The organism is Cutibacterium nasicola (assembly GCF_052654715.2).
In genome coordinates this window covers 1,316,642-1,339,438 of record NZ_CP199745.2, presented here as the reverse complement: position 1 = coordinate 1,339,438, position 22,797 = coordinate 1,316,642, and the positions used below count along the sequence as shown (strand labels likewise).

Here is a 22,797-nt window from a genome sequence, read left to right as displayed (position 1 = left end):
AGCATCGTCAGGGCAGGCGGACACCCTGAAAGGCCGGGGCATGGCAGTTTTGCGCAGAGCATTTTCGGTTGCGCACCGCGGCTGGGAGACAATGGGTGTCATGCCCACCTACCGCGATCAAGCTGTCGTCCTACGTACGCACAAGCTGGGCGAGGCTGATCGCATCGTCTCCATGCTGTCGCGGGAGCACGGCAAGATTCGCGCAGTGGCCAGAGGTGTCCGACGCACCTCCAGCAAGTTCGGGGCCCGGCTGGATCCTTTCAACCTCGTCGATCTGCAGCTCGTGCAGGGGCGAAACCTCGACGTCGTCGCCCAAGTGGAATGCCTGCACCCATATTCCGCGCCACTGCGTCAGGACTACGGGCTTTTCACAGCCGCAGAGGTCATGGTCGAGGCCGCCGATCACCTGGTCCCGGTGGATCGGGAGCCGGCTCCGGCCCAGTATCGGTTGCTTGCAGGTGCGTTGCGGGTCCTTGGGTGGGGGACGGCTGACGGTCCACGGCCACCTGAGATGGTGTTGGACTCCTACCTGTTGCGATCCTTGTCGGCCTCGGGTTATGCACCTGACCTGGTCGATTGTGTCCGCTGCGGAGAGCCCGGACCGCATCCTGGGTTCTCGCCCAGCCTGGGCGGGGTGGTCTGCATCAATTGTCAGCCCCCTGGCACCCCGCATCCTCATGAGGAGACGATCGTCTACCTGCGGGCGCTGCTGGTGGGGGACTGGCCCGCGACTCGGGAGGTGACGTGGCCCAGGATCCGGGAAGGGTCGGGGCTTGTCGCCGCATTCGTGTCCTGGCACATGGACCGAGGACTACGATCGATGCCGTTCCTGGAACGCTGACCCGTCCCGGGGCCCAACTTTTGGCCATCTGGGGTGGCGAGGACAGACCTTTGTTCACACTGTTGTGTACCGAAGTATTCCGTTGGCTCTCGTGGGGCGTACTACATCACCGCTCTGGATAACGTTCGGATCAGATCCCAATGGGGATCTGGATACAACGAACCAGAAGGAGACGGACATGATGGGTCACGGGATGCGCCGCGCCCTGGGTGTCGTGGGAGCGGGGATCACCCTTGCTGGGTCCTTTGCTTCCCAAGCTCATGCCCACAGCGGCTACAACGACGACACTTCGACGATCAATTACAACGTCCCGATCGTCCACACCAGTACCAGTGGACCGGTGAAGGCCAATCGGCGCAACAACCATCCGGTGTGCAACCGGGGCGACTACCGCACCGTGATCTCGCAGGTGAGTGACACCTTCAAGCCCTACGGGGCCTTCGAGATGACGAACACCACGGACGAGGAGTTGACGCTCACCCAGACTGTGGGCAAGGACGAGAGCATCAAGGCCAGCGTCACTGGTGACGTCGGTGGACAGTTCTCCGGCGTGACGGCCAAGATCAGCTCGACGATAGCTTGGGAGATGTCTTGGCACACCGGTCAGGCCATCGGCCCGTACAAGGTGCCGGCTCACAAGACTGCCCGTGCCACCTACGGCTTCCATGTCGTCCAGTTCTCCGGCACTCAACAGCGCTGCCTCATGAATGGCACCTGGGGAAATGCCTGGACCTTCAAGGGTCACGCTCCTCGCACGACCTCTGTTCAGGTGAAGGTCTACAACGATCCGACCGAGCTCGTCCCCGGCGGAGATGGCTTCGTCAACGGAGGTGACAACTGATGAAGAAGTTCCGTGCACTCGGTGCGTCTTTGGTCGCCACTGGACTGTTGGCATCGGCTCCGCTGGCAGCCCAGGCCGCAGATACCGAGCCTCCGGCTCGTCCTGACCACGACCTCAGCGTCATGTACAGCGTGTCCCCGCTCAAGAAGCCGGGGCATCCCGGTCTGGTAGCGCTGCACGTGAGCAATGTCGGTACGAAGAACTACTACGCCCCCTTGCCGGTCGTACAGTTCATCGTCAAGGTCCACACCGTCTCCGGGCCAACCGACGTCAACCGTGTCATCACTCCCAAGGGCTACAACGGTGCCACCGTGACGGATCTCGGGTTCGACGAGTCGACCTCCACACGCACCTTCCGAGTGATCCTCGCCAACGGACTTCGCTCGGGCGAGAACCAGGTCGTCGCCAACTTCAACTTCGCCGATGGCCAGACCCGGCACCACGAGGGTCGCATCGTCCAGGAGATCACCACCTCGCAGGTTGGTCGTCTTCCAAATGATACCACCACGCGGAATGACCAGGACATAAATTCCCAGAAGTGGACCTGGAACGACATGAATCACCGTCAGAACGCCGGACTCTTCTGAGATTCCAGACACAACAAAAAAGAGGAGGCCGGCATCCTACCGGCCTCCCCTTCCATGTGTGTGAAAGTAGTTGTCAGGTTTCGCGAATGGGCTTCGCTCGGGGGATTCGCGCATTGACGACCCACCAACCATTGCGCAGGCCAATGGTGATCTCGCCACGGAGCAGGGAGACGCGCTCCTTGAGTCGTGCAATACCCATTCCGGTGGAACGGACGGGTTCAATCTCGGATTCGGTAACCGGATTGGAGACGGTGACGACGACGTCATCGCCATCTTCGTGGACAATGATCTTTGCCCTGCTTGGGCCATTGTGTTTGATCGCGTTCGCGGTCGACTCATCGAGGATTCGGTTGACGGCGTCGGACACACTCACAGGCATCGGCTCACAATCAACCGACCAATCGACGTGCCATCCCAAGGTTTCAAGACGCGTCACCACGGCTGCCACGGTGGCCTCGACAGATTCCTCGTGGGTGGGGGAGGAAGCTAGCGGAAGATTCTGGTTACGTAGCACCAAGAGCAGGCGCTGAAGGTCGTCAAGGGCCGTTCGGGACGTCGTTTCAATCGATTTCGACGCCCTGATGACGTCTTCATCAGCAGTATTGAGACGAAGGGATCCCGCCAGCATGGTGATGACGGTGAGGTCCTTGGCCACGACGTCGTGGAGCTCAGCAGCCAGCTGTTGACGCTCCTCCTCACGGGCATGCGCTGCCTGTTCGAGGGCGCCAGCTGCTTGTTCCTCCGCCTGTTCGCGGCGGTGATCGAGCCAGCGAAATGCGGAGCCGAATCCGACACCGATTGCGCATGCGAGGCCTGTGACCAACAAAATGGAAGCCCATCGCGTTCCATGAATGGTCGCCCGAGCTATGACGACACCGGCCCCGACAATTATCGGAATGAAATGGCGTCTTATGCCGTGTTGGCTGGCAAAGAATGCAAGCACGACCAACAGGGGAATGCTGAATGCGATCTTTCCTGCGACGACACTACTGCCCAATCCCGCAAGGAGTAGCAAATCCTGTAGTGTAGGACGCTGCCAGCACAGCAGGGCCACCGTGACAAAGATGTAAGTGGCCATCATCCAGATCATTGCGCTGCTGCACCGGTGTGTGACAACAGCCACACGCAGATCGTCCACGCCGGAAAGTACCAGCACGGTGATGACGGTAGCCGTGACAGCAGAACTCTGACTACTCCCTTTGGGAATGAGGCGTCGTTCAGGCGAACCACTATTCATTTGATGTGTTCCCATGGCCCAGACGGTCTAGACATTGGGCACGGGTACTGGATCAGTCCCAACACCAATTGGGGTAGATGCTGCACAGGCCGTCGATGACTCCCTCGGCATGCGCCTTTGGCTGTGTATTGACGGCGTTCTGAACCGGGGTGGACCCGGTGGAGGCCTGGGCAGGAATGGTGGTGATCGAGAAGGAGCTAACTGCTAGGGCAGCCAACGCAGTGGCGATGAGTTTCTTCATGGCAGCAATCTATCCCCGAACGGGGTCACCTACAACGATCGACCAGCAACTGATGTCACGATAGGGGTGTATTGAGTGCCACAAGCCGCGTGAGATGGGGTTTTCCTGGCCTCATGGGCATGGTCGCGTTCAGATTGTGGACGTTTGACCACCGTGGGGTCGATTCTGGTACCGCACTGCGGTGGAACCGATCACACGTGCGAGGATGGTGACTGCGCGCGACCGCCTGGAGGTCTCGCGCTGATGGCGACAGATGATTGAGCGCTGGAGGCATTCGTTCGTGTGGTCATTCCCCGGGCCCGGGACGATGGCATCCAGCGAAGACACAGGGAGGTTTGATGTCAGTTCGACTCGTCGTGACTGACGATCATCCGATCATGAGGCAGGCCCTCGCGGGCTATTTCTCCCGCGTGGAGGAGATGGAGGTTGTTGGTCAGGCCTCCAACGGTCGTGAAGCCGTCGATCTTGTTGATCAACTGGTGCCCGACGTCGTCCTCATGGACCTCAAGATGCCTGAGATGGACGGTCTGACGGCGACCCGAGTGATCACTTCCCGTCATCCTGGTGTCCGCGTCGTCGCCCTGACCACGTTCGCCCGCCGGGACATCGTCGTCGAGGCCATCCTTGCCGGTGCGGCCGGGTACCTCCTCAAGGAGTCCGAGCCCGAAGCTGTCATCGCCGGAGTACGCGCCGTCATGGCCGGCCAGGTGACTGTCTCGCCGGAGATCGCCCGGGGGGTCGTTGAGGCCTTCTCGGCCCAAGCCGGGGGCACAGCGACACCTCGTCAGGTCGACATGGCACCGGTGGAACTCTCCGATGCCGACGACGATGTCCTCAAGCTTCTCGCCGAGGGATTGTCGAATGCTGCGATCGCGGAGGAATTGTGCCTCAGCGAGTCTGCCGTCAAACAGCGTCTTGGCCATCTGGCAAAGAAGCTGGGAGTGCGCAGCCGTCTTGAGGTGTTGGTGCGAGCCTGCGAGCTTGGTCTCGTCGCCCCGCGGTTGCGCCGCTGATCAGGAGTTTTCGCGCTTTGCTGAGCACTCCGAGCAGATCCCGAACAACTCCAGTTCGTGTCCGGTCTCGCTGAACCCGTGCTTGGCCGCGAGGTCGCGTGCCCAGTCCTCCAGGATCTTCTCCGGGTCAATCTCGACGGCCTTGCCGCAATTGCGGCACACCAGGTGATGGTGGTGAGCTGAGGAGCAACGCCGGTAGGTCATCTCGCCATCCTCGGAGCGAAGGACATCGAGCTCGCCGTCCTCGGCCATCGTCTGCAAGTTTCGGTAGACCGTGGCCAGGCCGACCTGATCCCCGCGTTCTTTCAGCTGGTCGTGGACCTGCTGAGCAGTGAGGAAGAACGACTCATCGTCAAACAGAGCACGAATGGCAAGGCGCTGTTTTGTCGTGCGCCGCCGGTTCTCCACCATGATCACCTCACTACTGGGTCTGGGACTGGCCCAAATCTACCCCAGTGTCCTGTGGATCACCTCACGTGCACCCGGCTGGGACGGTTCCGAGGCGGCGCCGGTGGTCATCGCTGCCGTGCGGTTACCGGTAGGCTGGTCAACGGTCTCGCTGCCTGGATATGCAAATTTGTAGGTGGCGCTGCCCGCGTGGGCGCCATCCGGGTGTCCACTCCAATGAGGACTTGGAAGAAGGGGACGGCTGTGGCCTCCATCAGCACACTCGACAACGTCATCAACCTTTGCAAGCGTCGCGGATTCGTGTTCCCCTGTGGTGAGATCTACGGTGGCACTCGGGCGGCCTGGGATTACGGCCCGTTCGGCGTCGAGCTCAAGGAGAACATCAAGAGGCAGTGGTGGCGTTACATGGTCACCTGTCGTGACGACGTCGTCGGCCTTGACTCGTCGGTCGTCCTGCCTCGCGAGGTGTGGGTCGCGTCCGGTCATGTCGGTGTTTTCAATGACCCGTTGACCGAGTGTCTGTCGTGTCACAAGCGTATGCGTGCTGACCATCTTCAGGAGGGCCACGCTGTCAAGCACGGGATCGACGATCCGGATTCCGTCTCTCTGGGGGAGATCAACTGTCCTAATTGTGGCAACAGGGGCCAGTGGACCGAGCCTCGCGACTTCAATATGATGCTCAAGACTTACCTCGGCCCGGTTGAGGACGAGTCTGGTCTGCACTATCTGCGTCCTGAGACCGCCCAGGGCATCTTCGTGAACTTCCAGAACGTGCTCACCAGCGCTCGTAAGAAGCCACCGTTCGGCATCGCTCAGACCGGTAAGTCCTTCCGCAACGAGATCACCCCCGGAAATTTCATCTTCCGCACCCGTGAGTTTGAGCAGATGGAGATGGAGTTCTTCGTCGAGCCCGGTACCGACGAGGAGTGGCATCAGTACTGGATTGACAACCGCACTGCCTGGTACACCGACCTCGGTATCAACCCGGACAATCTGCGTCACTACGAGCACCCCAAGGAGAAGCTCTCCCACTACTCGAAGCGTACCGTCGACATCGAGTACAAGTTCGGGTTCGTCGGTTCCGACTGGGGCGAGCTCGAGGGCATCGCCAATCGCACCGATTTCGACCTGGGTACCCACTCGAGGCACTCTGGCAAGGACCTGTCCTACTACGACCAGGCCAACAACAAGCGCTACCTGCCTTACGTCATTGAGCCGGCGGCTGGTCTTACGCGTTCTCTCATGGCGTTCATGGTTGAGGCTTACACTGAGGATGTGGCTCCGAATGCCAAGGGTGGTGTTGACAAGCGTACTGTCCTGAAGCTGGATCCGCGTCTCTCGCCGGTCAAGGCTGCTGTGCTGCCGCTCAGCCGTAACTCTGATTTGTCTCCGAAGGCTCGCGATCTGGCGGCTCGCCTGCGTCAGCACTGGAACGTCGACTTCGACGACGCTCAGGCCATTGGTAAGCGGTACCGTCGTCAGGATGAGATTGGTACTCCGTTCTGCGTCACTGTGGACTTTGACAGTCTTGACGACAATGCTGTGACGGTGCGGGACCGTGACACCATGGGTCAGGAGCGTATCGCGGTGGACAAGGTCGAGGACTACCTCGCCGGAAAGCTGCTTGGCTGCTGATCGCTTGGTCGGACCAATCCGGCACGTTCTGACATCGGGGTCGGGGTATCGATTGCGGGTACCCCGACCCCGGTGTGCCTGGTGAATACGTCGTCCTTTAAGCTGATCGAATATCAGCGAAAGGGTGATGACTCCATGAGCGTGCCTGACGTTCGAGAGCGACGTGAACTTGAACGCAGGGGGGATGCCGTGTCCACTCGCGCACACAGCGCAGCGCGTCCCTCCAACGTCACACTGAAATTGATCATGGCCATCACGGGGACGATCTTCGCGTTGTTCGTCTTCGTGCACATGGTCGGAAACCTCAAGGCCTTCATGGGCCCAGGTGATTACAACGCCTACGCGGAGTTCCTCCGCACGGTCCTGTACCCACTGTTCCCCATAGGTGGGGTGCTGTGGTGCTTCCGGATCATGCTGCTCGTCTGTCTGGTCCTGCATGTGTGGGCCGCTCTGACGATCTGGGCACGGGGTCGACGAGCCCGCGGAAAGTTCTCCCGACACAACATGAAGGCGTTGGGATGGGGGGCCCGCACGATGGTGCTGTCGGGCATCGTCATCCTGGCCTTCATCGTGGTGCACATCCTCGACCTGACCTTGGGCATGGGTGTTGCGTCCGCATCCTTCCGGGGTCCGGTCAATGAGGGAACCCCCGACATCCAGATCACCGCGTACCAGAATCTCATTGCCAGTCTGTCGCGTCCGTGGATGGCGATTTTCTACACCATCGTCATGATCATCATCGGGTTGCACATCTGCCAAGGCGTGCGCAACACCATCAATGACTTCGGCGGAACCGGTCGTCGTCTCCGCGCCGTTTGGACGGTGATCGGCCTGCTCATCGCACTGGCCATCGTGGTGTGCAACGGCGCACTTCCCATGCTTATTCTCGCCGGGGTGATCTCATGAAAAACGTCATTGATGCCATCAAGAAGCCTCTCGGGATGATTGTCGGTCGCCACGGTGAGGAGGCCGGCGACGAGCTGACCAAGGAGTTGGCCACGTCTGAGCAGCCCCAGCCGCGTCGGGCTGAGGTGAGTGTGTCGAAGCGGTCGGTCCGCAAGGGTTCCAAGGCCCGTGACACGCTCGGACCGGCTCAGAAGAAGGCCGGATACCGTGTCGGTGACGAGCTGGACGGCAAGGCTCCCGAGGGCGACCCGCTGACCGCGTGGGCTCGTCGTCAGAGCGAGTACAAGCTGGTCAACCCCGCCAACCGTCGCAAGATGAACGTCATCGTGGTGGGAACGGGGCTGTCGGGCTCCGGTGTCGCCGCGACCCTGGGCCAGCTTGGCTACCACGTGGACGCCTTCTGCTTCCACGACTCCCCGCGCCGGGCCCACTCGGTGGCCGCGCAGGGCGGTATCAACGCCGCTCGCTCCCGCAAGGTTGACGGCGACTCCCTCAAGAGATTCGTCAAGGACACCGTCAAGGGTGGGGACTACCGAGGACGTGAGGCTGACGTCGTTCGACTCGGTACCGAGTCAGTCCGGGTCATCGACCACATGTATGCCATCGGTGCTCCGTTCGCTCGCGAGTACGGTGGTCAGCTGGCCACCCGATCCTTTGGCGGCGTGCAGGTCTCCCGTACCTACTACACCCGCGGTGAGACTGGTCAGCAGCTCGAGGTTGCCTGTTCCCAGGCCCTGCAGGCCCAGATTGACGCCGGTTCGGTGGCGATGCACGACCGCACCGAGATGCTCGACCTCATCGTCGCCGACGGCAAGGCCCAGGGCATCGTCACTCGTGACCTGCTCACCGGTGAGATCAAGGCATGGACGGCCCACGTCGTCATCCTGTGCACCGGCGGATACGGGTCGGTCTACCACTGGTCAACCCTGGCCAAGGGATCCAACGCCACCGCGACCTGGCGGGCGCACCGTCAGGGGGCCTACTTCGCCAGCCCCTGCTTCGTGCAGTTCCACCCGACCGCCCTGCCGGTCAGCTCGTACTGGCAGTCCAAGACGACCCTCATGAGTGAGTCGTTGCGCAATGACGGCCGAATCTGGGTGCCGAAGAAGGCCGGTGACGACCGTCCTGCCAATGACATCCCGGAAGACGAGCGCGACTACTACCTGGAGCGCAAGTACCCGGCCTTCGGCAACCTGACGCCCCGTGACGTGGCCTCCCGTAACGCCCGGACCCAGATCGACACCGGGCACGGCGTCGGTCCGCTGAAGAACTCGGTGTACCTGGACTTCCGGGATGCCATCCAGCGTCTGGGCAAGAAGACCATTGCGGAGCGTTACGGAAACCTCTTCGACATGTACCTCGATGCCACCGGGGAGAACCCCTACGAGGTGCCGATGCGTATCGCCCCGGGAGCCCACTTCACAATGGGTGGCCTGTGGGTCGATTACGACCAGATGAGCACCATCCCGGGTCTGTTCGTCGGTGGTGAGGCCTCGAACAACTACCACGGCGCCAACCGGCTGGGAGCCAACTCCCTGCTGTCGGCCAGCGTCGACGGGTGGTTCACCTTGCCTCTGACCGTGCCGAACTACCTGGCCGGATTCGTCGGCAAGCCTGTGCTTCCCCTCGATGCCCCTGAAGTTCAAGCAGCCATCGAGAAGGTGCAGAAGCGCACCGATGCCTTGCTCAACTGCGGCGGAACGCATCGGCCGGAGTGGTTCCACCGCAAACTTGGTGACATCCTGTACGAGGGATGCGGGGTCTCCCGCGATGAGGCTGGGTTGCTTGACGCCCTGACGAAGGTGCGCGACTTGCGCGAAGAGTTCTGGCGGGACGTCAAGGTGGTTGGAACGGGAAATCGGCTCAACCAAGAACTCGAGAAGGCTGGTCGAGTGGCCGACTTCATCGAGCTTGGTGAAGTCATGATTCTTGACGCTCTGGACCGCCGGGAATCGGCCGGTGCGCATTTCCGCACCGAGTACGCCACCGAGGGCGGCGAGGCCCAACGCAATGACGATGACTGGTGTGCGGTTTCAGCGTGGGAGACACGACCTGACGGCACCAAGGTGCGCCACAGCGAGCCGCTGTCGTTCTCGTTGATCGATCTACAGGTGAGGGATTACCGATGAGGGTGGAACTGGACATCTGGCGTCAGAACGGCCCGGACGCCAAGGGACATTATGAGCACCACGTCGTCGAGGACGCCGAGCCGGAGTGGAGCATCCTCGAGTTGCTCGACCGACTCAATGATCAGATTGTCGAGAACGGCGGGGACCCGATTGTTTTCGAGTCTGATTGTCGTGAGGGAGTGTGCGGGTGCTGTGGGTTTGTCGTCAATGGCAAACCCCATGGGCCGCTGCCGAATACTCCGGCCTGCCGTCAGCATTTGCGGGCGTTCCCCGACATCACTCATTTCAAGATTGAGCCATTCCGTTCGTCGGCTTTCCCGGTCATCCGTGACCTCGCCATCGACCGCACGAGCCTGGACCACCTGATTCAGGCCGGTGGAACGGTCGATGTCATGACGGGTACGGCGCCCGATGCTGATTCGGTGCCACAGCCGCATGCCGAGGCTGAGCAGGCTCTCGACTTCGCGTCGTGTATCGGGTGTGGAGCGTGCGTGGCGGCGTGCCCGAATGGCGCGGCGATGCTGTTCGCGGGCGCGAAACTTTCGCACCTGGCGATGATGCCACAGGGGCGTCAGGAACGCTCGAAGCGAGCCCGTCGCATGGTCAACGCCCTCGACGAGAACTTCGGGCCCTGCTCCCTCTACGGGGAGTGCGTTGAGGCCTGCCCGGTGAGCATTCCTCTGGTGGCCGTCGCCCGGGTTAACCGTGAGCGCTGGCGTGCTGGGTTCCGAGGAGCGCGCAGCAAGGACAACTGAGTGGAAAAGTCAGCTGAGACGATGAGAGGGCTGGTATCCGTCACGGGGACCAGCCCTCTCGCGTGATTCGTACGGATACGGCTCAGTCGAAGTCCAGGCCCAGGTCAAGCGCCGGTGCGGAATGAGTGATGGCACCCACTGCGATGTAATCGACCCCGGTTGCGGCCACGTCCTTGGCTCGTTCGAGTGTCAGGCCACCGGACGCCTCGGTGACGACGCCGCGAGGCCGACAGATGCCGACTGACTCCGTCATGCGGGCGTCGTCCATGTTGTCGAGCAGGATCGCCGTCACCCCTGCCATGACGGCCTCGCGCACCTGGTCGACGGTGTCACACTCCACTTCGCAGACGATGTCGGGCTGGTGGGAGCGCACCACGTTGACAGCGGCGGTCACAGACCCGACAGCGGCAATGTGGTTGTCCTTGATGAGGGCAGCATCCGACAATCCCATGCGATGGTTGAGCCCACCTCCGCAGCGCACCGCGTACTTGTCGAGGTCACGCAGACCGGGGAGGGTCTTGCGGGTGTCGCGTACCTTGGTGTCGGTGCCTGCCAGGGCATCAACCCACTGGGAGGTGGCCGTCGCCACCCCGGAAAGATGACTTGCCAGGTTGAGCATGGTGCGCTCTGCCACCAACACAGTGCGCAGCGGTCCCGAAACGGTCGCCACGGTGTCGCCGAGGGAGACCCGGGCGCCGTCGTCGAGGTGGGTGGTGAACTCGACACTAGTTCCGGTGCGGTCGGCCAGGACGTGCAGTACGGCGGCGGCGACCGGAACCCCGCCCAGGCAGCCTTTCTGACGAGATCTGATGTCGGCTCGTCCGGTGGACGTACCGAAGATCGACTCGGTGGTGACGTCAGTGCCGCCGCGCAGGTCCTCGTCCAGACAGGTCTCGATGGTTCTGACGACGAGGTCGGGATCGAGCCCCCGTCCCGAGAGGGTGCGGGCCAGATTGTCGGGCAGCGCAGTCATGCGACCCTCCCCTCCTGCGCGCGCGTGATGACCGTGGGTCGTCCATCAACGAGGCGCAGGTCAGTGTGCAGCTGGAAGGACGGGTTCTGTCGCGGATGATCGCTGCGGCGATGAGCTCCCCGGGATTCCGTGCGCCACAGGGCCGCAGTCGCCAAGACCGTCGCTACCAGAGCGGCATTGGTCGCGGTGAGGGTGGCATCTTCTAGATCCTCGGTGGGAGTCATCCGGTGCAGGTTTCGGAGGGCCCGTTGCAGACCGGTGGCATTGCGACTGATGAAGACGTCGCGGTCCATGATGGCCCGCACGGACTCCAACTGCTCGCCCGGCAGCCAGCGATGATGACGCGGGTGCTCAGGGAGGTGGGTCGTCGAGGAGACTGGGCCAGTGGGACTGATGGAGCAGCGCCCGCTGCGCTCGCCGGTGATGAGGGCTTCGGTCAAGGAGTTCGAGGCCAGACGATTGGCCCCGTGAACCCCTGTGCAGGCAGCCTCCCCGACGGCCAGCAGGCCGGCAACCGAGGTGCGTCCGTCCATGCCGGCGGCGATGCCACCGCAGTGGTAATGCGCTCCAGGAGCGACCGGGATTGGCTCGGTACAGGGGTCGATACCGTGTTTTCGACAGCTCGCCAGAATCGTGGGGAAGCGATGCCGCCACATCTGCTCGCCGAAACCAGTCGCGTCGAGGAGCACGTGGTCAGACCCGGTGGCGACCATGGCCTCGTGCTCGGCCGCAGAGACGACGTCGCGGGGTGCGAGATCGGCGAGCGGGTGGACCCTGGTCATGATGGGACGACCGGTGATGTCCAGGAGGACGGCACCCTCGCCGCGCACCGCCTCCGAGACAAGGGGAGACCGGCCCTGCTGCCCGGGGAGGAAGAGAACGGTGGGGTGGAACTGCATGAACTCGGGGTCGCGGATCGTCAGCCCGGCGCGCAAGGCAGCCGCCATCCCGTCGCCGTGACACACCGAGGGGTTGGACGTGGTCGACCACAGCGCACCGATACCCCCGGTCGCCAGCACGACGCAACGGGCCGGAATCGTCACCGTACGTCCGCCAGACAGAGCCGTCACACCGCGCACCGTTCCACTTGCACCGATGATGAGGTCGATGAGACGGGTGTTCGTCAGGACGGTGATCCCGGTTCCCCTCACCTGAGTGCTGAGGCAGCGATGGACCTCGTGTCCGGATCGGTCGCATTCAGCATGGAGAACTCGACGGGCATGGTGGCCTCCCTCGAGGTGGAGATCCGGCTCGCCATCGGCCCCAGCGTCGAAGTGAGCTCCGAGGTCCATGAGATGACGCAGGGTCTGCGGGGCGTGTCGAACCAAGTCATCGACGTTGTCGCGCTGGCACAGCCCAGCACCTGCCGTGATGGTGTCGTCGAGATGGAGGGAGAGGGAGTCATCCTTGCTCCAGACTGCAGCCAAGCCACCTTGGGCCAGATCGGTGGAGGAGTCGTCGATCCCCATGCGAGTCATGATTGTCACGGAGCGTCCGGCCTCAGCAGCGGCCAGGGCGCAGGATAGGCCCGCGGCCCCGCTGCCGACGACGAGGACGTCGTACTGATGCTCAGACATGGGCCGACTCCGTGACCGTGGTGGCCGTCGCGTCGATGGCGATCATGCGCTCGACGGCTGTGCGAGCATTCTCGGCCACGGCGGGATCAACGGTGACGACCTCGGTCCCGGTCTCCAGGCAGCGCAGCAGTTTCTCCGAGGTGATCATCTTCATGAAGGGACAGACGGCATCCGGGTTGACCGCGGTGAAGGTGGTGTCGGGATTGGCCTGACGTAACTGGTGGAGCATGCCGGTCTCGGTGGCGACCAGGACGTGGCTGTTGCGGGTGGCGCGGGCGGCATCGAGCATTCCGCCGGTCGACAACACCTGGGTACGGTCCTGGGGAAGGTCGCCGTTGCTGGTCAGCCACAAGGCGCTGGTCGTGCAGCCGCACTCGGGGTGGATGTACAGGTCGGCCTCGGGATTGGCCTTGACCTGGTCGCACAACTCGGTGGGGGAGATGTCGGCGTGCACGTGGCACTCGCCCATCCAGATGTGCATGTTGTGGCGTCCGGTCATGCGACGCACATGGGCGCCGAGGAACTGGTCAGGACCGAAGAGGATGTCCTGGTCGGCAGGTAGGGAGTTGACCACGCCGACGGCATTGGAGCTGGTGCAGCAGACGTCGGACTCGGCCTTCACCTCGGCGGTGGTGTTGACGTAGGTGACGACGGCAGCGTCGGGATACTCGGCCTTCCAGGCCCGCAGCTGCTCGACGGTGAGGGAATCGGCCAGGGAGCAGCCGGCGTGGGCGTCAGGGATGAGGACGGTCTTGTCGGGGCACAACAGTGCAGCGGTCTCGGCCATGAAGTGGACCCCGGCCAGCACGATGGTGCTTGCCGAACTCGTGGCGGCCAGCCGTGCGAGGGCCAGGGAGTCGCCGACGTGATCAGCCACATCCTGGATCTCGGGAGCCTGGTAGTTGTGGGCGAGAATGATTGCGTCGCGCTCCTTCGCGAGGTGACGGACATCGTCGGCCCAGATTGAGGAAACGCGGGTAGTGGCGCAGGTGGTGGTCACGGAATGACTCCTTTCAGGTAATCGATGCCCAGTCTAGAACTAATCGACACAAAGACGAAAACTAGATCGTCGAGGTATCCGGATAAGCTGATCCCGTGATGACAACGGCTGACGGTGGCACCGGAGAGTCCGCCCCGCGTCCGACCTATCGAGATCGGCGCGGGGTGGCGAAGTATCGTCACGAGGTACTGGCCGTCGTCGTCAGGGTCCCGGGTGCTGATCTCGAGGTGCTGGTCAAGGATCGTGCTCGTGAACCGTTCACCGGGACACCCGCTCTACCCGGGGGACCACTCGAGGTCGACGAGACCATGGAGCAGGCTGTCCTCCGACACCTCAAGGGGCTGGTGGACGTCACGTCGTTGGGTCACCACGAGCAGTTGTCGACGCGCTCCGAGCCCGGACGTGACCCCTTCGAGAGGACGGTTGCGACGACATACCTCGGTCTGATGGCCCCCGATGTCGAAGCTCGCGGGGGAGCGCGCTGGCTACCGGTGCGGGCGTCCGCACCGATGGCGTTCGACCACGCTCAGGCCGTCGAAGAAGCTGTCGTCAGACTGCGTGGCAAGGTCTCCTACACCAACATCGCCCATGCCCTTGCGCCAGCAGAGTTCACCCTGGCCCAGTTGCGCGACATCTATTGCGCCTGTCTGGGCCATGATGTCGACGTCACGAACCTCTCGCGAGTGCTGCGTCGCCGTGGCCAGATCGTCAAGACCGGGCACCTGGAGGGATCGGGGGAACGAGGAGGCCGTCCACCGGCAACCTGGACCTTCACCCGGCACGACTACGAGGTCACTGATCCGTTTGCGGTGCTCAGGCCAGGATCACGAGACAGGCCCTCGTGACAATCAGCGGGTTCGCGCGGCGGTGCGCCGAACCTGCAATTCGGTGAGGATCATCTGGGCTCCAAGACAGGCGCCAACGCCTTCACCGGCTCGCATCCGCAATTCCATGAGGGGTTCCAGCCCAAGCTCGGCCAGCACGGTCTGGTGGGCGTGCTCCCGGGACGCGTGGGAGGAGACCAGCCAGCCGTGGAGGCCTGGCGACAGTTTGGCGGCGATGAGGGCCGCGACGCTGGTGGCCAGCCCGTCCAGGACGACGGGGGATCCAGCCTGGGCCGCCCCCAGACACACCCCGGCGATGACGACGAACTCCGGTCCACCGAGGGATGCCAAGAGATGCACGAGGTCGTCGGGGCTGGCATGGGTGCGGGCCAGTGCAGTTGTGATGACCTCAGCTTTGCGCTCCACCATGGCGGTGTCGCTGCTGGCTCCCAGGCTGACGGCTTCCGCGGGATCCAGACCGGTGAGGGCGCAGGCCAGTGCGGTGGCGACGGTGGTGTTGCCGACACCGACCTCTCCCAGACACACCAGGCCGGTCTCGGCAGACTCCTTGCCCAGGGCTCGACCATCGCACAGCAGGGCCTCGACCTGGGTTGGGGTCATGGCGTCAGTATGCAGAAGGTCGCCGCGCTCGCCGGGAACGCGTATGGAACGAGCACCTTCCACCGGCTGGGCGACCCCGGCGTCAACAACGAGATGGGAGAGCCCAGCGGCTGCGGCCGTTGAGACACCCAGCCCCGTTCCGGCAACCGAGGCAGCCATGACGTTATGGGTCACAGTGTGATCGAAGGCCGTCACCCCCAGGTCGGCGACCGGGTGGTCAGCCCCGACCAGGACGAGGGTGCCGCCGGTGATCTCAGTTCCACCCGCCGCCTCGACACGGTCCAAGGTCTGGTCGAGCAGGCCGAGGGATCCAGGCGGGGTGAGGAGCTCGTCGGCGTCGTCGTGGGCTGCCACCACCCGGTTGCGCTCGGGTGAGTGCAGGGTCTCCCGGAGAGCAGAGACGGGGGCGTTGGGCTGACCATCGTCGGGCCAGCAATCGGCCAGGGTGACGTCGGCCAGCGGCAATCGTCGGGACCAGCCGCGTCGCTCGAGTCCCGGGGCCGGGGGACGTTCGTCAGGCCAGCCCAGGCACAACCAACCGAGGGTCTCCACCTTTTCGGGAAGGTGAAGCAGGGCGGCAAGCTCGGCGGGCTGGAAAAGGGTCACCCACCCCATCCCGAGTCCGTGGGCACGGGCAGTCAGCCACATGTTCTCCACGGCGCAGGCGCAACTCCACAGGTCGGCATCGGTGAACGTATTGCGTCCCAGAACCCCCGACGCCGACTGGCGCTTCCCGGATTCCCTCGAGCTGAAGGTCGAGGAGCTGGGCGCGACGATCCGGGGTCAGTACGTCAGCTTGGTGCAGTCGCTCCCGGTCGGCCATGACGGCGGCCCGATCGCGAATGTCGGCGTCGCGAACCACGATGAACCGCCACGGCTGACTGTGGCCAACACTTGGAGCGCGGTGACCGGCCCACAACACTGTGTTGACGAGTTCTTCGGGGACGTCATCGTGGCGATATCGGCGAATGTCTCGCCGCCCGTCGACGGCGGCCTCCAGCCCCCGTTGCACTTCGTCGCCCAAAGACCAACCGGCGGGGTCGGCGGCTCGGGTGGCCGAGGAGGTCGTGTCCCCGATTCGGGGAATCGGGCGGTTCCAGCGCTGGCTGGTGGATGGGTTCTCGTCAGGGTTGGTCACGGCATGAGGGTAGTGCGCGACCTAGAGCGTCATGTCGCCGGGATGCTGTGGACATCTCGGTCGTGATGGCTCCTCATGCCACAGGAACAAGCACGACGGTTTCTGGTGAACCAGATTGCCACGTTTACCATGGGCTGGTGCTTTCCCATCCCCTGACCTTGACTGCGCCTTCCGGTGGAACCGTGTCGGTGAACACACCAGTGGTGCTGGCGCCCATGGCAGGCGTCACCAATGCGGCGTTCCGCCAGCTCTGTGCCGAACAGGGCGCGGGCCTTTATGTCTGCGAGATGATCACGTCACGGGGTTTGGTGTACGGGGATCACAAGACGCACGACATGCTTGCCTTCGCCGACTGTGAGGACATCCGGTCAGTCCAGCTCTACGGGGTCGACCCAGGAATGGTGGGTGAGGCGACGTCGATCCTGTGTGAGAGATATGGGGTCAATCACGTCGATCTCAACTTCGGCTGTCCCGTGCCGAAAGTTACCCGCAAGGGCGGCGGGGGAGTCTTGCCGTGGAAGCTTGGCCGTTTCGCAGCCGTCGTCTCCGCTGCCGTCCAGGCCGGCGACGCCTTTGGCGTTCCCGTCACCGTCAAGACCCGCATCGGCATTGACTCTGACCACATCACCTATCTCGACTCCGCCCGCGTCGCCGTCGATGCTGGGGCGGCTGCGGTGTGCCTGCACGCCCGCACCGTTGCCGAGGCCTATACCGGGCACTCCCACTGGGAGGCCATCGGCCACCTCGTCGAGGCCGTCGACGTCCCCGTCATCGGAAATGGTGACATCTGGGAGGCTGGTGACGCGCTGGCAATGGTCGAGCGCACCGGATGCTCCGGCGTCGAGGTTGGTCGCGGGTGTTTGGGCCGCCCGTGGCTATTTCGTGACTTGGCCGATGCCTTTGCCGGGCGTGACACCACGACCCTGCCCACCCTGGGACAGGTCTGCGTCATGATCCGTCGCCATGCCGAACTGTTGGTGAAGTACCAAGGGATGCATGGCCTCGTGGATATGCGCAAACACATGGCGTGGTACCTCAAGGGCTTCCCGGTAGGGGGAGAAACACGTCACGCCCTTGGGCACATATCCAATTTCGACGAACTCGATGCCCTGCTGGCCACCCTTGACCACGATGCCCCCTTCCCGGTGAAAGAACTTGGAAAAGCCCGGGGTCGTCAAGGCGCACCTCGACGAAAAGTCGTCATGCCGCAGGGGTGGCTGGACTCTCGCACCCTTGACGACGATGACTTGTCCGCTGCCGAAATTGATGCGTCCGGGGGCTGATTCCACCTGGAGCTGGTTATGCGACCGTGGTTAGGACAAGATGGGGATATGTGCGAAGTGGGGGAGCGGGCCCGGGCCTGGGCTCTGACGATGGCGGGTCACCGTGGCCTTGACGACATCGTCCATGCCCATCCGTCAGGTAGTGCCCGAATCGAGACCGGGGAGGTCGTCGGACGGGAGATTCGGGAGGACAGGGAGAACCTTCTCCTGCGTCCGGGAGCCACCCGTGCGCACGGTGCGGGGAATCGCGCCATCCCGGAGGAGCCGGATCCGGAGCGTACCTGCTTCGAGCGTGATCGGGACCGGATCGTCCACTCGACGTCTTTCCGGCGTTTGGCAGGCAAGACCCAGGTCGTCGTCCATCCCACAGATCACCAGCGCACCCGGTTGACCCATGCCCTCGAGGTGGCCCAGGTGGCCCGGTCCATTGCGGCTGGCGTCGGAGCCAATGTCACGCTGGCCGACGCCATGGCACTGGGGCACGACTGCGGCCACGGCCCGGGAGGCCACGCGTCGGAGCAGGCCTTTGACGCCTTCATCCCGGAAGGTTTCGACCACGGGCCGTGGGGAGCCGACGTCAGCCTGGCGAGCCTCAATCTGTGTGCGGAGACCCTGGACGGTATCCGGAACCACTCCTGGTCGCGTCCAGCCCCCAGCACCGTCGAGGGGGAGATCGTCTCCTTCGCTGACCGGATCGCCTATTGCGCCCATGACCTGGAGGATGCCGTCAAAGCCGGGATCGTCACCGTGGCAGACCTGCCGGAAGCCGTCGTCGAGGTGGCCGGGACGGATCGACGCACCCAGCTGTCGGTCTTCATCCGATGCGTCATCGACACCACCTGCGCCACGGGCCACGTAGGGATGGCCGCAGACGTTGCAGAAGCCCTGGCAGCGTTGCGAGCTTTTAACTATGAGCGGATCTACACCAGGCCTGAGTCACTGGGTCAGTCCGAGGCTGTCGTTGAGGTTCTCCATGGGTTGGTGACATATTATCAAAGCCATATGAATATGGTACCTACGGAGTTTTTAAAGACTGAGGGTGACCGTATACGTCAAGTCGTCGCATATGTGGGAGGAATGACAGATCAATTTGCTTTCTCTCAAGCGACGGATCTGTTGGGATGGGATCGACGTCGTCTCCCCAGGGGTATGGGGAGGGGCTTTTGAGAACCCCCATCCCTTCCGCCCTCAGGGATGAAGTTTGTCTGCCAAATCATGAGGCAAGAGTTTCGCCCGTTTCACGAGTTCATGAGCAACAACGACAGTGACTGCCTGACCGGCCAGGATACCGATGAGAACAAGGGCTTGTGCAGCGCCTGCCTGCAGGGCCGACCCGCCTCCCAGGAGCACACCGACGAAGGCTCCTGGCAAGGTCACCAAGCCGACAGTCGCGGTGCGATCGACAGTTGGAAGCACTGACTCAGTGACGCTGGGTTCAGTGACCAGCGCAATGGCGTCACGGCGCGGAAAACCGACGGCCAAACCTGCTTCAAAGGTGCCAATTTCCTCCCGGAGATCGGCAAAGAATCGACGACACGCCAAGGTGTGACCGCTCATGATGTTACCGATGATGATGCCGGCCACCGGAATGAGGGAAGCGGGGCTGAACGGCGCGCAACCCGTCGCGAAGATGATGAGAAGAACGGGTATGACGCCGGCGAGCATGGCGACTGTGGCCCAGGTCCAGGCCTTGCCGACTCCGGAACGATTCACTGTCGTACGTACCGCAATGGCGAACATGAATACGGTGAACAGGCATGCCGCCCACATGTGAGCCAAAGCATAAACAAGAATGACGGAGACGATTCCGAGCTGCACCACCGCGCGCACAGAAGCAATGACGGAGGCTTTGGCAATACCCAGACGGCCCAGAAGGGATGCGACGACGGCCAGCACAACGAGCAGGACCATCGCCAACGCGAGTTGCCAAGTAGGATTTACGGTCACGTCGGCCAGTTTGGCACCAATCGGATCCGGCTGCACACATGGGCAGCATGCCCTGGCCAGGTCAGGTGGGTAGGATCGTGGACATGGCTGGCCGGATCAACGAGGAGGACATCGCGCTGGTCCGGGAACGGGCGCGGATCGACGAGGTTGTTGGAGAGTACGTCGCCCTGCGCAATGCTGGTGGCGGTTCCCTGAAAGGGTTGTGCCCCTTTCACGATGAGAAGACCCCCAGTTTCCAGGTGACCCCTTCTCGCGGGCTGTTCTACTGTTTCGGCTGCGGCGAGGGCGGCGACACCATCTCGTTCGTTCAGAAGATCGACAATCTCACCTTCGTCGAGGCGGTCCAGCATCTTGCCGACAAGGTCGGTGTCCAGTTGCGCATCGTTGATGACGGTCGTCCCGGGCTGGAACCAGGTCTGCGTATGCAGATCCTGGCCGCCAACGAAGCGGCCGCGGAGTTCTTCCAGGCCCAAATGTCGACGAAGGAGGGCCAGATCGCGCGAGACTTCGTCGCGGGTCGTGGATTCTCCCACGATGCCGCGGTGCAATTTGGGATGGGATACGCACCGCGCGGTGGTCACGTGCTGCGTGACCACCTGTTGGCCAAGGGATTCACGCCCAAGGCCCTCATCGAATCCGGCTTGGTGCGCTCCCAGGGCTGGGACTTCTTCCAGGGACGCGTACTGTGGCCGATCAAGGACTCCGGTAAATCCGTGCTCGGCTTCGGAGCCAGACGGGTTTATGACGACGACCGACTGCCGGCCAAGTACGTCAACACCCCCGAGACTCCGGTCTACAAGAAGTCCCACGTTCTCTATGGCCTGGACATGGCTCGCGCCAATATTGGCAAGAAGAGCCAGGTCGTCATCGTCGAGGGATACACCGACGTCATGGCGGCACACCTTTCTGGCATCGACACAGCTGTCGCAGCGTGTGGAACGGCATTCGGCGAGGACCATGCCCGACTCATACAGCGGCTGATGGGCAACAGCGGCTCCCTCAATGGTGAGGTGATCTTCACGTTTGACGGTGACGCCGCCGGTCAGAAGGCTGCCCTCAAAGTGTTTCGTGGCGACAACCAGTTTTCCGCGCAGACCTACGTTGCCGTCGAGCCCACAGGGCTAGATCCGTGTGACCTCCTGATGCAGCGAGGTCCAGAAGCCGTTCGCGAGCTGGTGGCGCGTCGGGTTCCGCTGTACCGCTATGTCATGGAGAACACGGTCAGTCAGTTTGATCTTGACCGCGCAGATGGTCGCGTTGCCGCGATCAGGGCGGCAGCGCCTCTGGTCACGAGCATTCGCGATCAGTCCCTCGTCGACGGCTATTTGCGGGAGCTGTCCCAGGTGGTCGGTGCTGACATCGACCTGGTGCGTCGAGAAGTTTCGCGCGCCCGACGGCGGCGTCGCTCTGAGCCGCAGCTGACCGCCGTTCCGCAGCCTCAGCCTGAGCAGAGCCCAGGTATCCCGTGGCCGGATCCGGCAGACGTCTCCTTGTCAGCAGAGCGAGGATTCCTCAAGCTCGCATTGCAACATCCTGACCTCTTCGACGAGGAATGGGACCAGGTCGAGGTTGAGGATCTGCGCCATCCGGCCTACCAGGCCGTGCTCGAGGCTGTCATGGCTGTGCCCCGTGGGCAGGACAGATGGGCGGAGAAGGTCACTGAGGCGACACCGGATCCGCAGGTGAGGCAACTTGAGGTGGCATTGCTTGTGGAGCCAGTGCTGCGCGACGAGCCCGGCCGAGACTACGCGGAGGCCTACGCAGCCAGGGTGCGGTTGTTGTCGATCACCGATGACATCGCGAACCTCAAATCACGCCTACAGCGCACGAATCCGAACCAGGACCGCAAGCTCTATAACGACATGTTCTCTGATCTCGTCACTCTCGAGGCGATACGTAAGAGCCTCATTGTCGCGGGAGGGGCCACCTCAGCCTGATGTGACATCTGTGGACAACTTTTTCTGTGTCCACAGATGGGAGATGAGAGGTTTTCGTCGTGGTCGGGTGCGCGTCATCGTCAGACCATGAGATACGCGGATTTCATCGATGGTGTCGTCGCCCTGGACCCTACTGACGAGCACGAGCTCTTTCGCAGGCTCGATGCCGGAGTGATCGCTGACGCCATCCTGTCCGGACGATTCCTGGCCACGACGCCGGTCACCGTCACCGAATTGACTGTGATTTCTGCTGACGGGGCAGCAGCCAGGCAGGCGCTCTGGCGGCAGATGCTCGCGATGGTGCTCACCCAGGCCCGTCAGGCGGCCTCAACCCATCGGTGCAACCTCGAGGACTTGGTCCAGGCTGGCTGCGTCGGGCTGGGGGAGGCCATCGAGAGGTATGACGAGCGTCGTGGCGCCCGGTTCTCGACGGTGGCTTGGACATGGATCCGTCGTCGTATCGGTGAGGAGGTGGTGCGCCTACGCGGCGCGAGGTCCCGGGCCGCAATGAGGGAGTCGGCGGAGGTTGCCCGGGTCGAGGAAGAGCTGACCGTGCGATCCCATCAGGTACCGAGTAGTAAGGACATTGCTGAACGAATGGGCAAGGACATCATGTGGGTTGAGCGGCGACGTGGTGAGTGCTGGGAAATCGACAGCAACCTCTTGGAACACGTTGCGGCCCCGCAGAACCAGCCCGTGGGTCTGGATTCCCATCTGCTCACCGCTCTACCAGGGCAAGAACGGCATGTGGTGTCCCTGCGCCACGGGTTCGAGGGAGATCCCATGAGTTACGAGGCGGTTGGCGAGGAACTGGGGATGTCGGCGTCCAGCGTGAGACGGATCGAGCAGCGAGCCCTCGGTCGCCTGCGTCGTCGTCTGCAGCAGGCTGGGGCGGCGTGACAGG

20 protein-coding genes and 1 pseudogene are annotated in these 22,797 nt (G+C 62.9%); 13 read left to right on the top strand and 8 right to left on the bottom strand.

Going from position 1 to position 22,797, the window contains the following annotated elements:
- Window positions 1–100: 100 nt before the first annotated feature.
- The 3 genes from recO to ACUCCZ_RS06200 all read left to right on the top strand — a co-directional run bounded on the left by recO (window position 101) and on the right by ACUCCZ_RS06200 (window position 2,269).
- Window positions 101–841, top strand: coding sequence for a DNA repair protein RecO (recO, locus tag ACUCCZ_RS06210; protein WP_279186643.1), 741 nt, complete (start codon window positions 101–103; stop codon window positions 839–841).
- Window positions 842–1,019: 178 nt separating this feature from the next.
- Entirely contained in the window at window positions 1,020–1,682 is a 663-nt protein-coding gene (locus ACUCCZ_RS06205) for a hypothetical protein (RefSeq protein WP_016667436.1), read from the top strand.
- Window positions 1,682–2,269, top strand: coding sequence for a hypothetical protein (locus tag ACUCCZ_RS06200; RefSeq protein ID WP_435916723.1), 588 nt, complete (start codon window positions 1,682–1,684; stop codon window positions 2,267–2,269). Before ACUCCZ_RS06205 ends, ACUCCZ_RS06200 begins: the two co-directional genes overlap by 1 nt.
- Window positions 2,270–2,342: 73 nt before the next feature.
- Here the strand turns inward: ACUCCZ_RS06200 and ACUCCZ_RS06195 are convergent, their stop codons facing one another.
- Window positions 2,343–3,506, bottom strand: coding sequence for a sensor histidine kinase (locus ACUCCZ_RS06195; protein WP_435917032.1), 1,164 nt, complete (start codon window positions 3,504–3,506; stop codon window positions 2,343–2,345).
- Window positions 3,507–3,558: 52 nt separating this feature from the next.
- Window positions 3,559–3,747: a hypothetical protein gene (locus tag ACUCCZ_RS06190; protein ID WP_435916722.1), complete on the bottom strand. Its 189-nt coding sequence runs from the start codon at window positions 3,745–3,747 to the stop codon at window positions 3,559–3,561.
- Between the two features lie 338 nt (window positions 3,748–4,085).
- Here ACUCCZ_RS06190 and ACUCCZ_RS06185 point away from each other — a divergent pair, with 338 nt between their 5' ends.
- Window positions 4,086–4,760, top strand: a complete 675-nt coding sequence (locus ACUCCZ_RS06185; protein ID WP_435916721.1) for a response regulator — start codon at window positions 4,086–4,088, stop codon at window positions 4,758–4,760.
- Here the strand turns inward: ACUCCZ_RS06185 and ACUCCZ_RS06180 are convergent, their stop codons facing one another.
- Entirely contained in the window at window positions 4,761–5,171 is a 411-nt protein-coding gene (locus ACUCCZ_RS06180) for a Fur family transcriptional regulator (protein ID WP_435916720.1), read from the bottom strand.
- A 213-nt stretch (window positions 5,172–5,384) separates the two neighbouring features.
- Here ACUCCZ_RS06180 and ACUCCZ_RS06175 point away from each other — a divergent pair, with 213 nt between their 5' ends.
- From ACUCCZ_RS06175 to ACUCCZ_RS06160, 4 genes are all read left to right on the top strand, one after another.
- Entirely contained in the window at window positions 5,385–6,803 is a 1,419-nt protein-coding gene (locus tag ACUCCZ_RS06175) for a glycine--tRNA ligase (RefSeq protein ID WP_435916719.1), read from the top strand.
- A gap of 246 nt (window positions 6,804–7,049) precedes the next feature.
- Window positions 7,050–7,709 carry a succinate dehydrogenase cytochrome b subunit gene (locus tag ACUCCZ_RS06170; protein WP_462981564.1) on the top strand — a complete coding sequence of 220 codons (660 nt, stop codon included), beginning with the start codon at window positions 7,050–7,052 and terminating at the stop codon, window positions 7,707–7,709.
- Entirely contained in the window at window positions 7,706–9,838 is a 2,133-nt protein-coding gene (locus ACUCCZ_RS06165; protein WP_435916717.1) for a fumarate reductase/succinate dehydrogenase flavoprotein subunit, read from the top strand. Before ACUCCZ_RS06170 ends, ACUCCZ_RS06165 begins: the two co-directional genes overlap by 4 nt.
- Complete coding sequence (locus ACUCCZ_RS06160) at window positions 9,835–10,593, top strand: succinate dehydrogenase/fumarate reductase iron-sulfur subunit (RefSeq protein ID WP_435916716.1); 759 nt, start codon at window positions 9,835–9,837, stop codon at window positions 10,591–10,593. Before ACUCCZ_RS06165 ends, ACUCCZ_RS06160 begins: the two co-directional genes overlap by 4 nt.
- A gap of 82 nt (window positions 10,594–10,675) precedes the next feature.
- Here ACUCCZ_RS06160 and nadC read toward each other — a convergent pair whose 3' ends face one another.
- From nadC to nadA, 3 genes are read right to left on the bottom strand one after another with little or no spacing between them, the layout of a single operon-like run.
- Complete coding sequence (nadC, locus tag ACUCCZ_RS06155; RefSeq protein ID WP_435916715.1) at window positions 10,676–11,566, bottom strand: carboxylating nicotinate-nucleotide diphosphorylase; 891 nt, start codon at window positions 11,564–11,566, stop codon at window positions 10,676–10,678.
- Window positions 11,563–13,143 carry an L-aspartate oxidase gene (gene nadB / locus ACUCCZ_RS06150; RefSeq protein WP_435916714.1) on the bottom strand — a complete coding sequence of 527 codons (1,581 nt, stop codon included), beginning with the start codon at window positions 13,141–13,143 and terminating at the stop codon, window positions 11,563–11,565. The genes nadC and nadB overlap by 4 nt, the downstream gene beginning before the upstream one ends.
- Complete coding sequence (gene nadA / locus ACUCCZ_RS06145) at window positions 13,136–14,143, bottom strand: quinolinate synthase NadA (protein ID WP_435916713.1); 1,008 nt, start codon at window positions 14,141–14,143, stop codon at window positions 13,136–13,138. The genes nadB and nadA overlap by 8 nt, the downstream gene beginning before the upstream one ends.
- A 98-nt stretch (window positions 14,144–14,241) precedes the next feature.
- Between nadA and ACUCCZ_RS06140 the strand changes: the two genes are divergently transcribed.
- Complete coding sequence (locus tag ACUCCZ_RS06140; protein WP_435917031.1) at window positions 14,242–14,988, top strand: NUDIX hydrolase; 747 nt, start codon at window positions 14,242–14,244, stop codon at window positions 14,986–14,988.
- A gap of 3 nt (window positions 14,989–14,991) precedes the next feature.
- On the opposite strand, the pseudogene bluB reads toward ACUCCZ_RS06140, so the two are convergent.
- A pseudogene (gene bluB / locus ACUCCZ_RS06135) lies at window positions 14,992–16,726 on the bottom strand (5,6-dimethylbenzimidazole synthase).
- Window positions 16,727–16,941: 215 nt separating this feature from the next.
- Here bluB and dusB point away from each other — a divergent pair.
- Together dusB and ACUCCZ_RS06125 are read left to right on the top strand one after the other, a co-directional pair.
- Window positions 16,942–18,009, top strand: coding sequence for a tRNA dihydrouridine synthase DusB (gene dusB / locus ACUCCZ_RS06130; protein ID WP_462981563.1), 1,068 nt, complete (start codon window positions 16,942–16,944; stop codon window positions 18,007–18,009).
- 48 nt (window positions 18,010–18,057) lie between these two features.
- A complete protein-coding gene (locus ACUCCZ_RS06125; protein ID WP_435916712.1) occupies window positions 18,058–19,176 on the top strand; it encodes an HD domain-containing protein in 1,119 nt (372 codons plus the stop codon).
- A gap of 21 nt (window positions 19,177–19,197) precedes the next feature.
- Here the strand turns inward: ACUCCZ_RS06125 and ACUCCZ_RS06120 are convergent, their stop codons facing one another.
- Entirely contained in the window at window positions 19,198–19,920 is a 723-nt protein-coding gene (locus ACUCCZ_RS06120; RefSeq protein ID WP_462981562.1) for an ABC transporter permease, read from the bottom strand.
- 101 nt (window positions 19,921–20,021) lie between these two features.
- On the opposite strand from ACUCCZ_RS06120, the gene dnaG reads away from it, so the two are divergent.
- Both dnaG and ACUCCZ_RS06110 read left to right on the top strand, forming a co-directional pair.
- Window positions 20,022–21,893 carry a DNA primase gene (gene dnaG / locus ACUCCZ_RS06115; RefSeq protein ID WP_435917029.1) on the top strand — a complete coding sequence of 624 codons (1,872 nt, stop codon included), beginning with the start codon at window positions 20,022–20,024 and terminating at the stop codon, window positions 21,891–21,893.
- Between the two features lie 87 nt (window positions 21,894–21,980).
- Complete coding sequence (locus tag ACUCCZ_RS06110; RefSeq protein WP_435916710.1) at window positions 21,981–22,793, top strand: sigma-70 family RNA polymerase sigma factor; 813 nt, start codon at window positions 21,981–21,983, stop codon at window positions 22,791–22,793.
- Window positions 22,794–22,797 lie beyond the last annotated feature (4 nt).

What these genes read in the sequence shown, in the direction of transcription:
- ACUCCZ_RS06125 (WP_435916712.1), top strand. Translation starts at nt 18,058, where the DNA reads ATGTGCGAAGTGGGGGAGCGGGCCCGGGCCTGGGCTCTGACGATGGCG.
- ACUCCZ_RS06205 (WP_016667436.1), top strand. Translation starts at nt 1,020, where the DNA reads ATGATGGGTCACGGGATGCGCCGCGCCCTGGGTGTCGTGGGAGCGGGG.
- ACUCCZ_RS06160 (WP_435916716.1), top strand. Translation starts at nt 9,835, where the DNA reads ATGAGGGTGGAACTGGACATCTGGCGTCAGAACGGCCCGGACGCCAAG.
- ACUCCZ_RS06175 (WP_435916719.1), top strand. Translation starts at nt 5,385, where the DNA reads ATGAGGACTTGGAAGAAGGGGACGGCTGTGGCCTCCATCAGCACACTC.
- ACUCCZ_RS06180 (WP_435916720.1), bottom strand. Translation starts at nt 5,171, where the DNA reads ATGGTGGAGAACCGGCGGCGCACGACAAAACAGCGCCTTGCCATTCGT.
- recO (WP_279186643.1), top strand. Translation starts at nt 101, where the DNA reads ATGCCCACCTACCGCGATCAAGCTGTCGTCCTACGTACGCACAAGCTG.
- ACUCCZ_RS06185 (WP_435916721.1), top strand. Translation starts at nt 4,086, where the DNA reads ATGTCAGTTCGACTCGTCGTGACTGACGATCATCCGATCATGAGGCAG.
- nadC (WP_435916715.1), bottom strand. Translation starts at nt 11,566, where the DNA reads ATGACTGCGCTGCCCGACAATCTGGCCCGCACCCTCTCGGGACGGGGG.
- ACUCCZ_RS06200 (WP_435916723.1), top strand. Translation starts at nt 1,682, where the DNA reads ATGAAGAAGTTCCGTGCACTCGGTGCGTCTTTGGTCGCCACTGGACTG.
- ACUCCZ_RS06165 (WP_435916717.1), top strand. Translation starts at nt 7,706, where the DNA reads ATGAAAAACGTCATTGATGCCATCAAGAAGCCTCTCGGGATGATTGTC.
- nadB (WP_435916714.1), bottom strand. Translation starts at nt 13,143, where the DNA reads ATGTCTGAGCATCAGTACGACGTCCTCGTCGTCGGCAGCGGGGCCGCG.
- ACUCCZ_RS06195 (WP_435917032.1), bottom strand. Translation starts at nt 3,506, where the DNA reads ATGAATAGTGGTTCGCCTGAACGACGCCTCATTCCCAAAGGGAGTAGT.
- ACUCCZ_RS06190 (WP_435916722.1), bottom strand. Translation starts at nt 3,747, where the DNA reads ATGAAGAAACTCATCGCCACTGCGTTGGCTGCCCTAGCAGTTAGCTCC.
- ACUCCZ_RS06120 (WP_462981562.1), bottom strand. Translation starts at nt 19,920, where the DNA reads ATGGTCCTGCTCGTTGTGCTGGCCGTCGTCGCATCCCTTCTGGGCCGT.
- dusB (WP_462981563.1), top strand. Translation starts at nt 16,942, where the DNA reads ATGGCAGGCGTCACCAATGCGGCGTTCCGCCAGCTCTGTGCCGAACAG.
- ACUCCZ_RS06110 (WP_435916710.1), top strand. Translation starts at nt 21,981, where the DNA reads ATGAGATACGCGGATTTCATCGATGGTGTCGTCGCCCTGGACCCTACT.
- ACUCCZ_RS06170 (WP_462981564.1), top strand. Translation starts at nt 7,050, where the DNA reads ATGGCCATCACGGGGACGATCTTCGCGTTGTTCGTCTTCGTGCACATG.
- ACUCCZ_RS06140 (WP_435917031.1), top strand. Translation starts at nt 14,242, where the DNA reads ATGACAACGGCTGACGGTGGCACCGGAGAGTCCGCCCCGCGTCCGACC.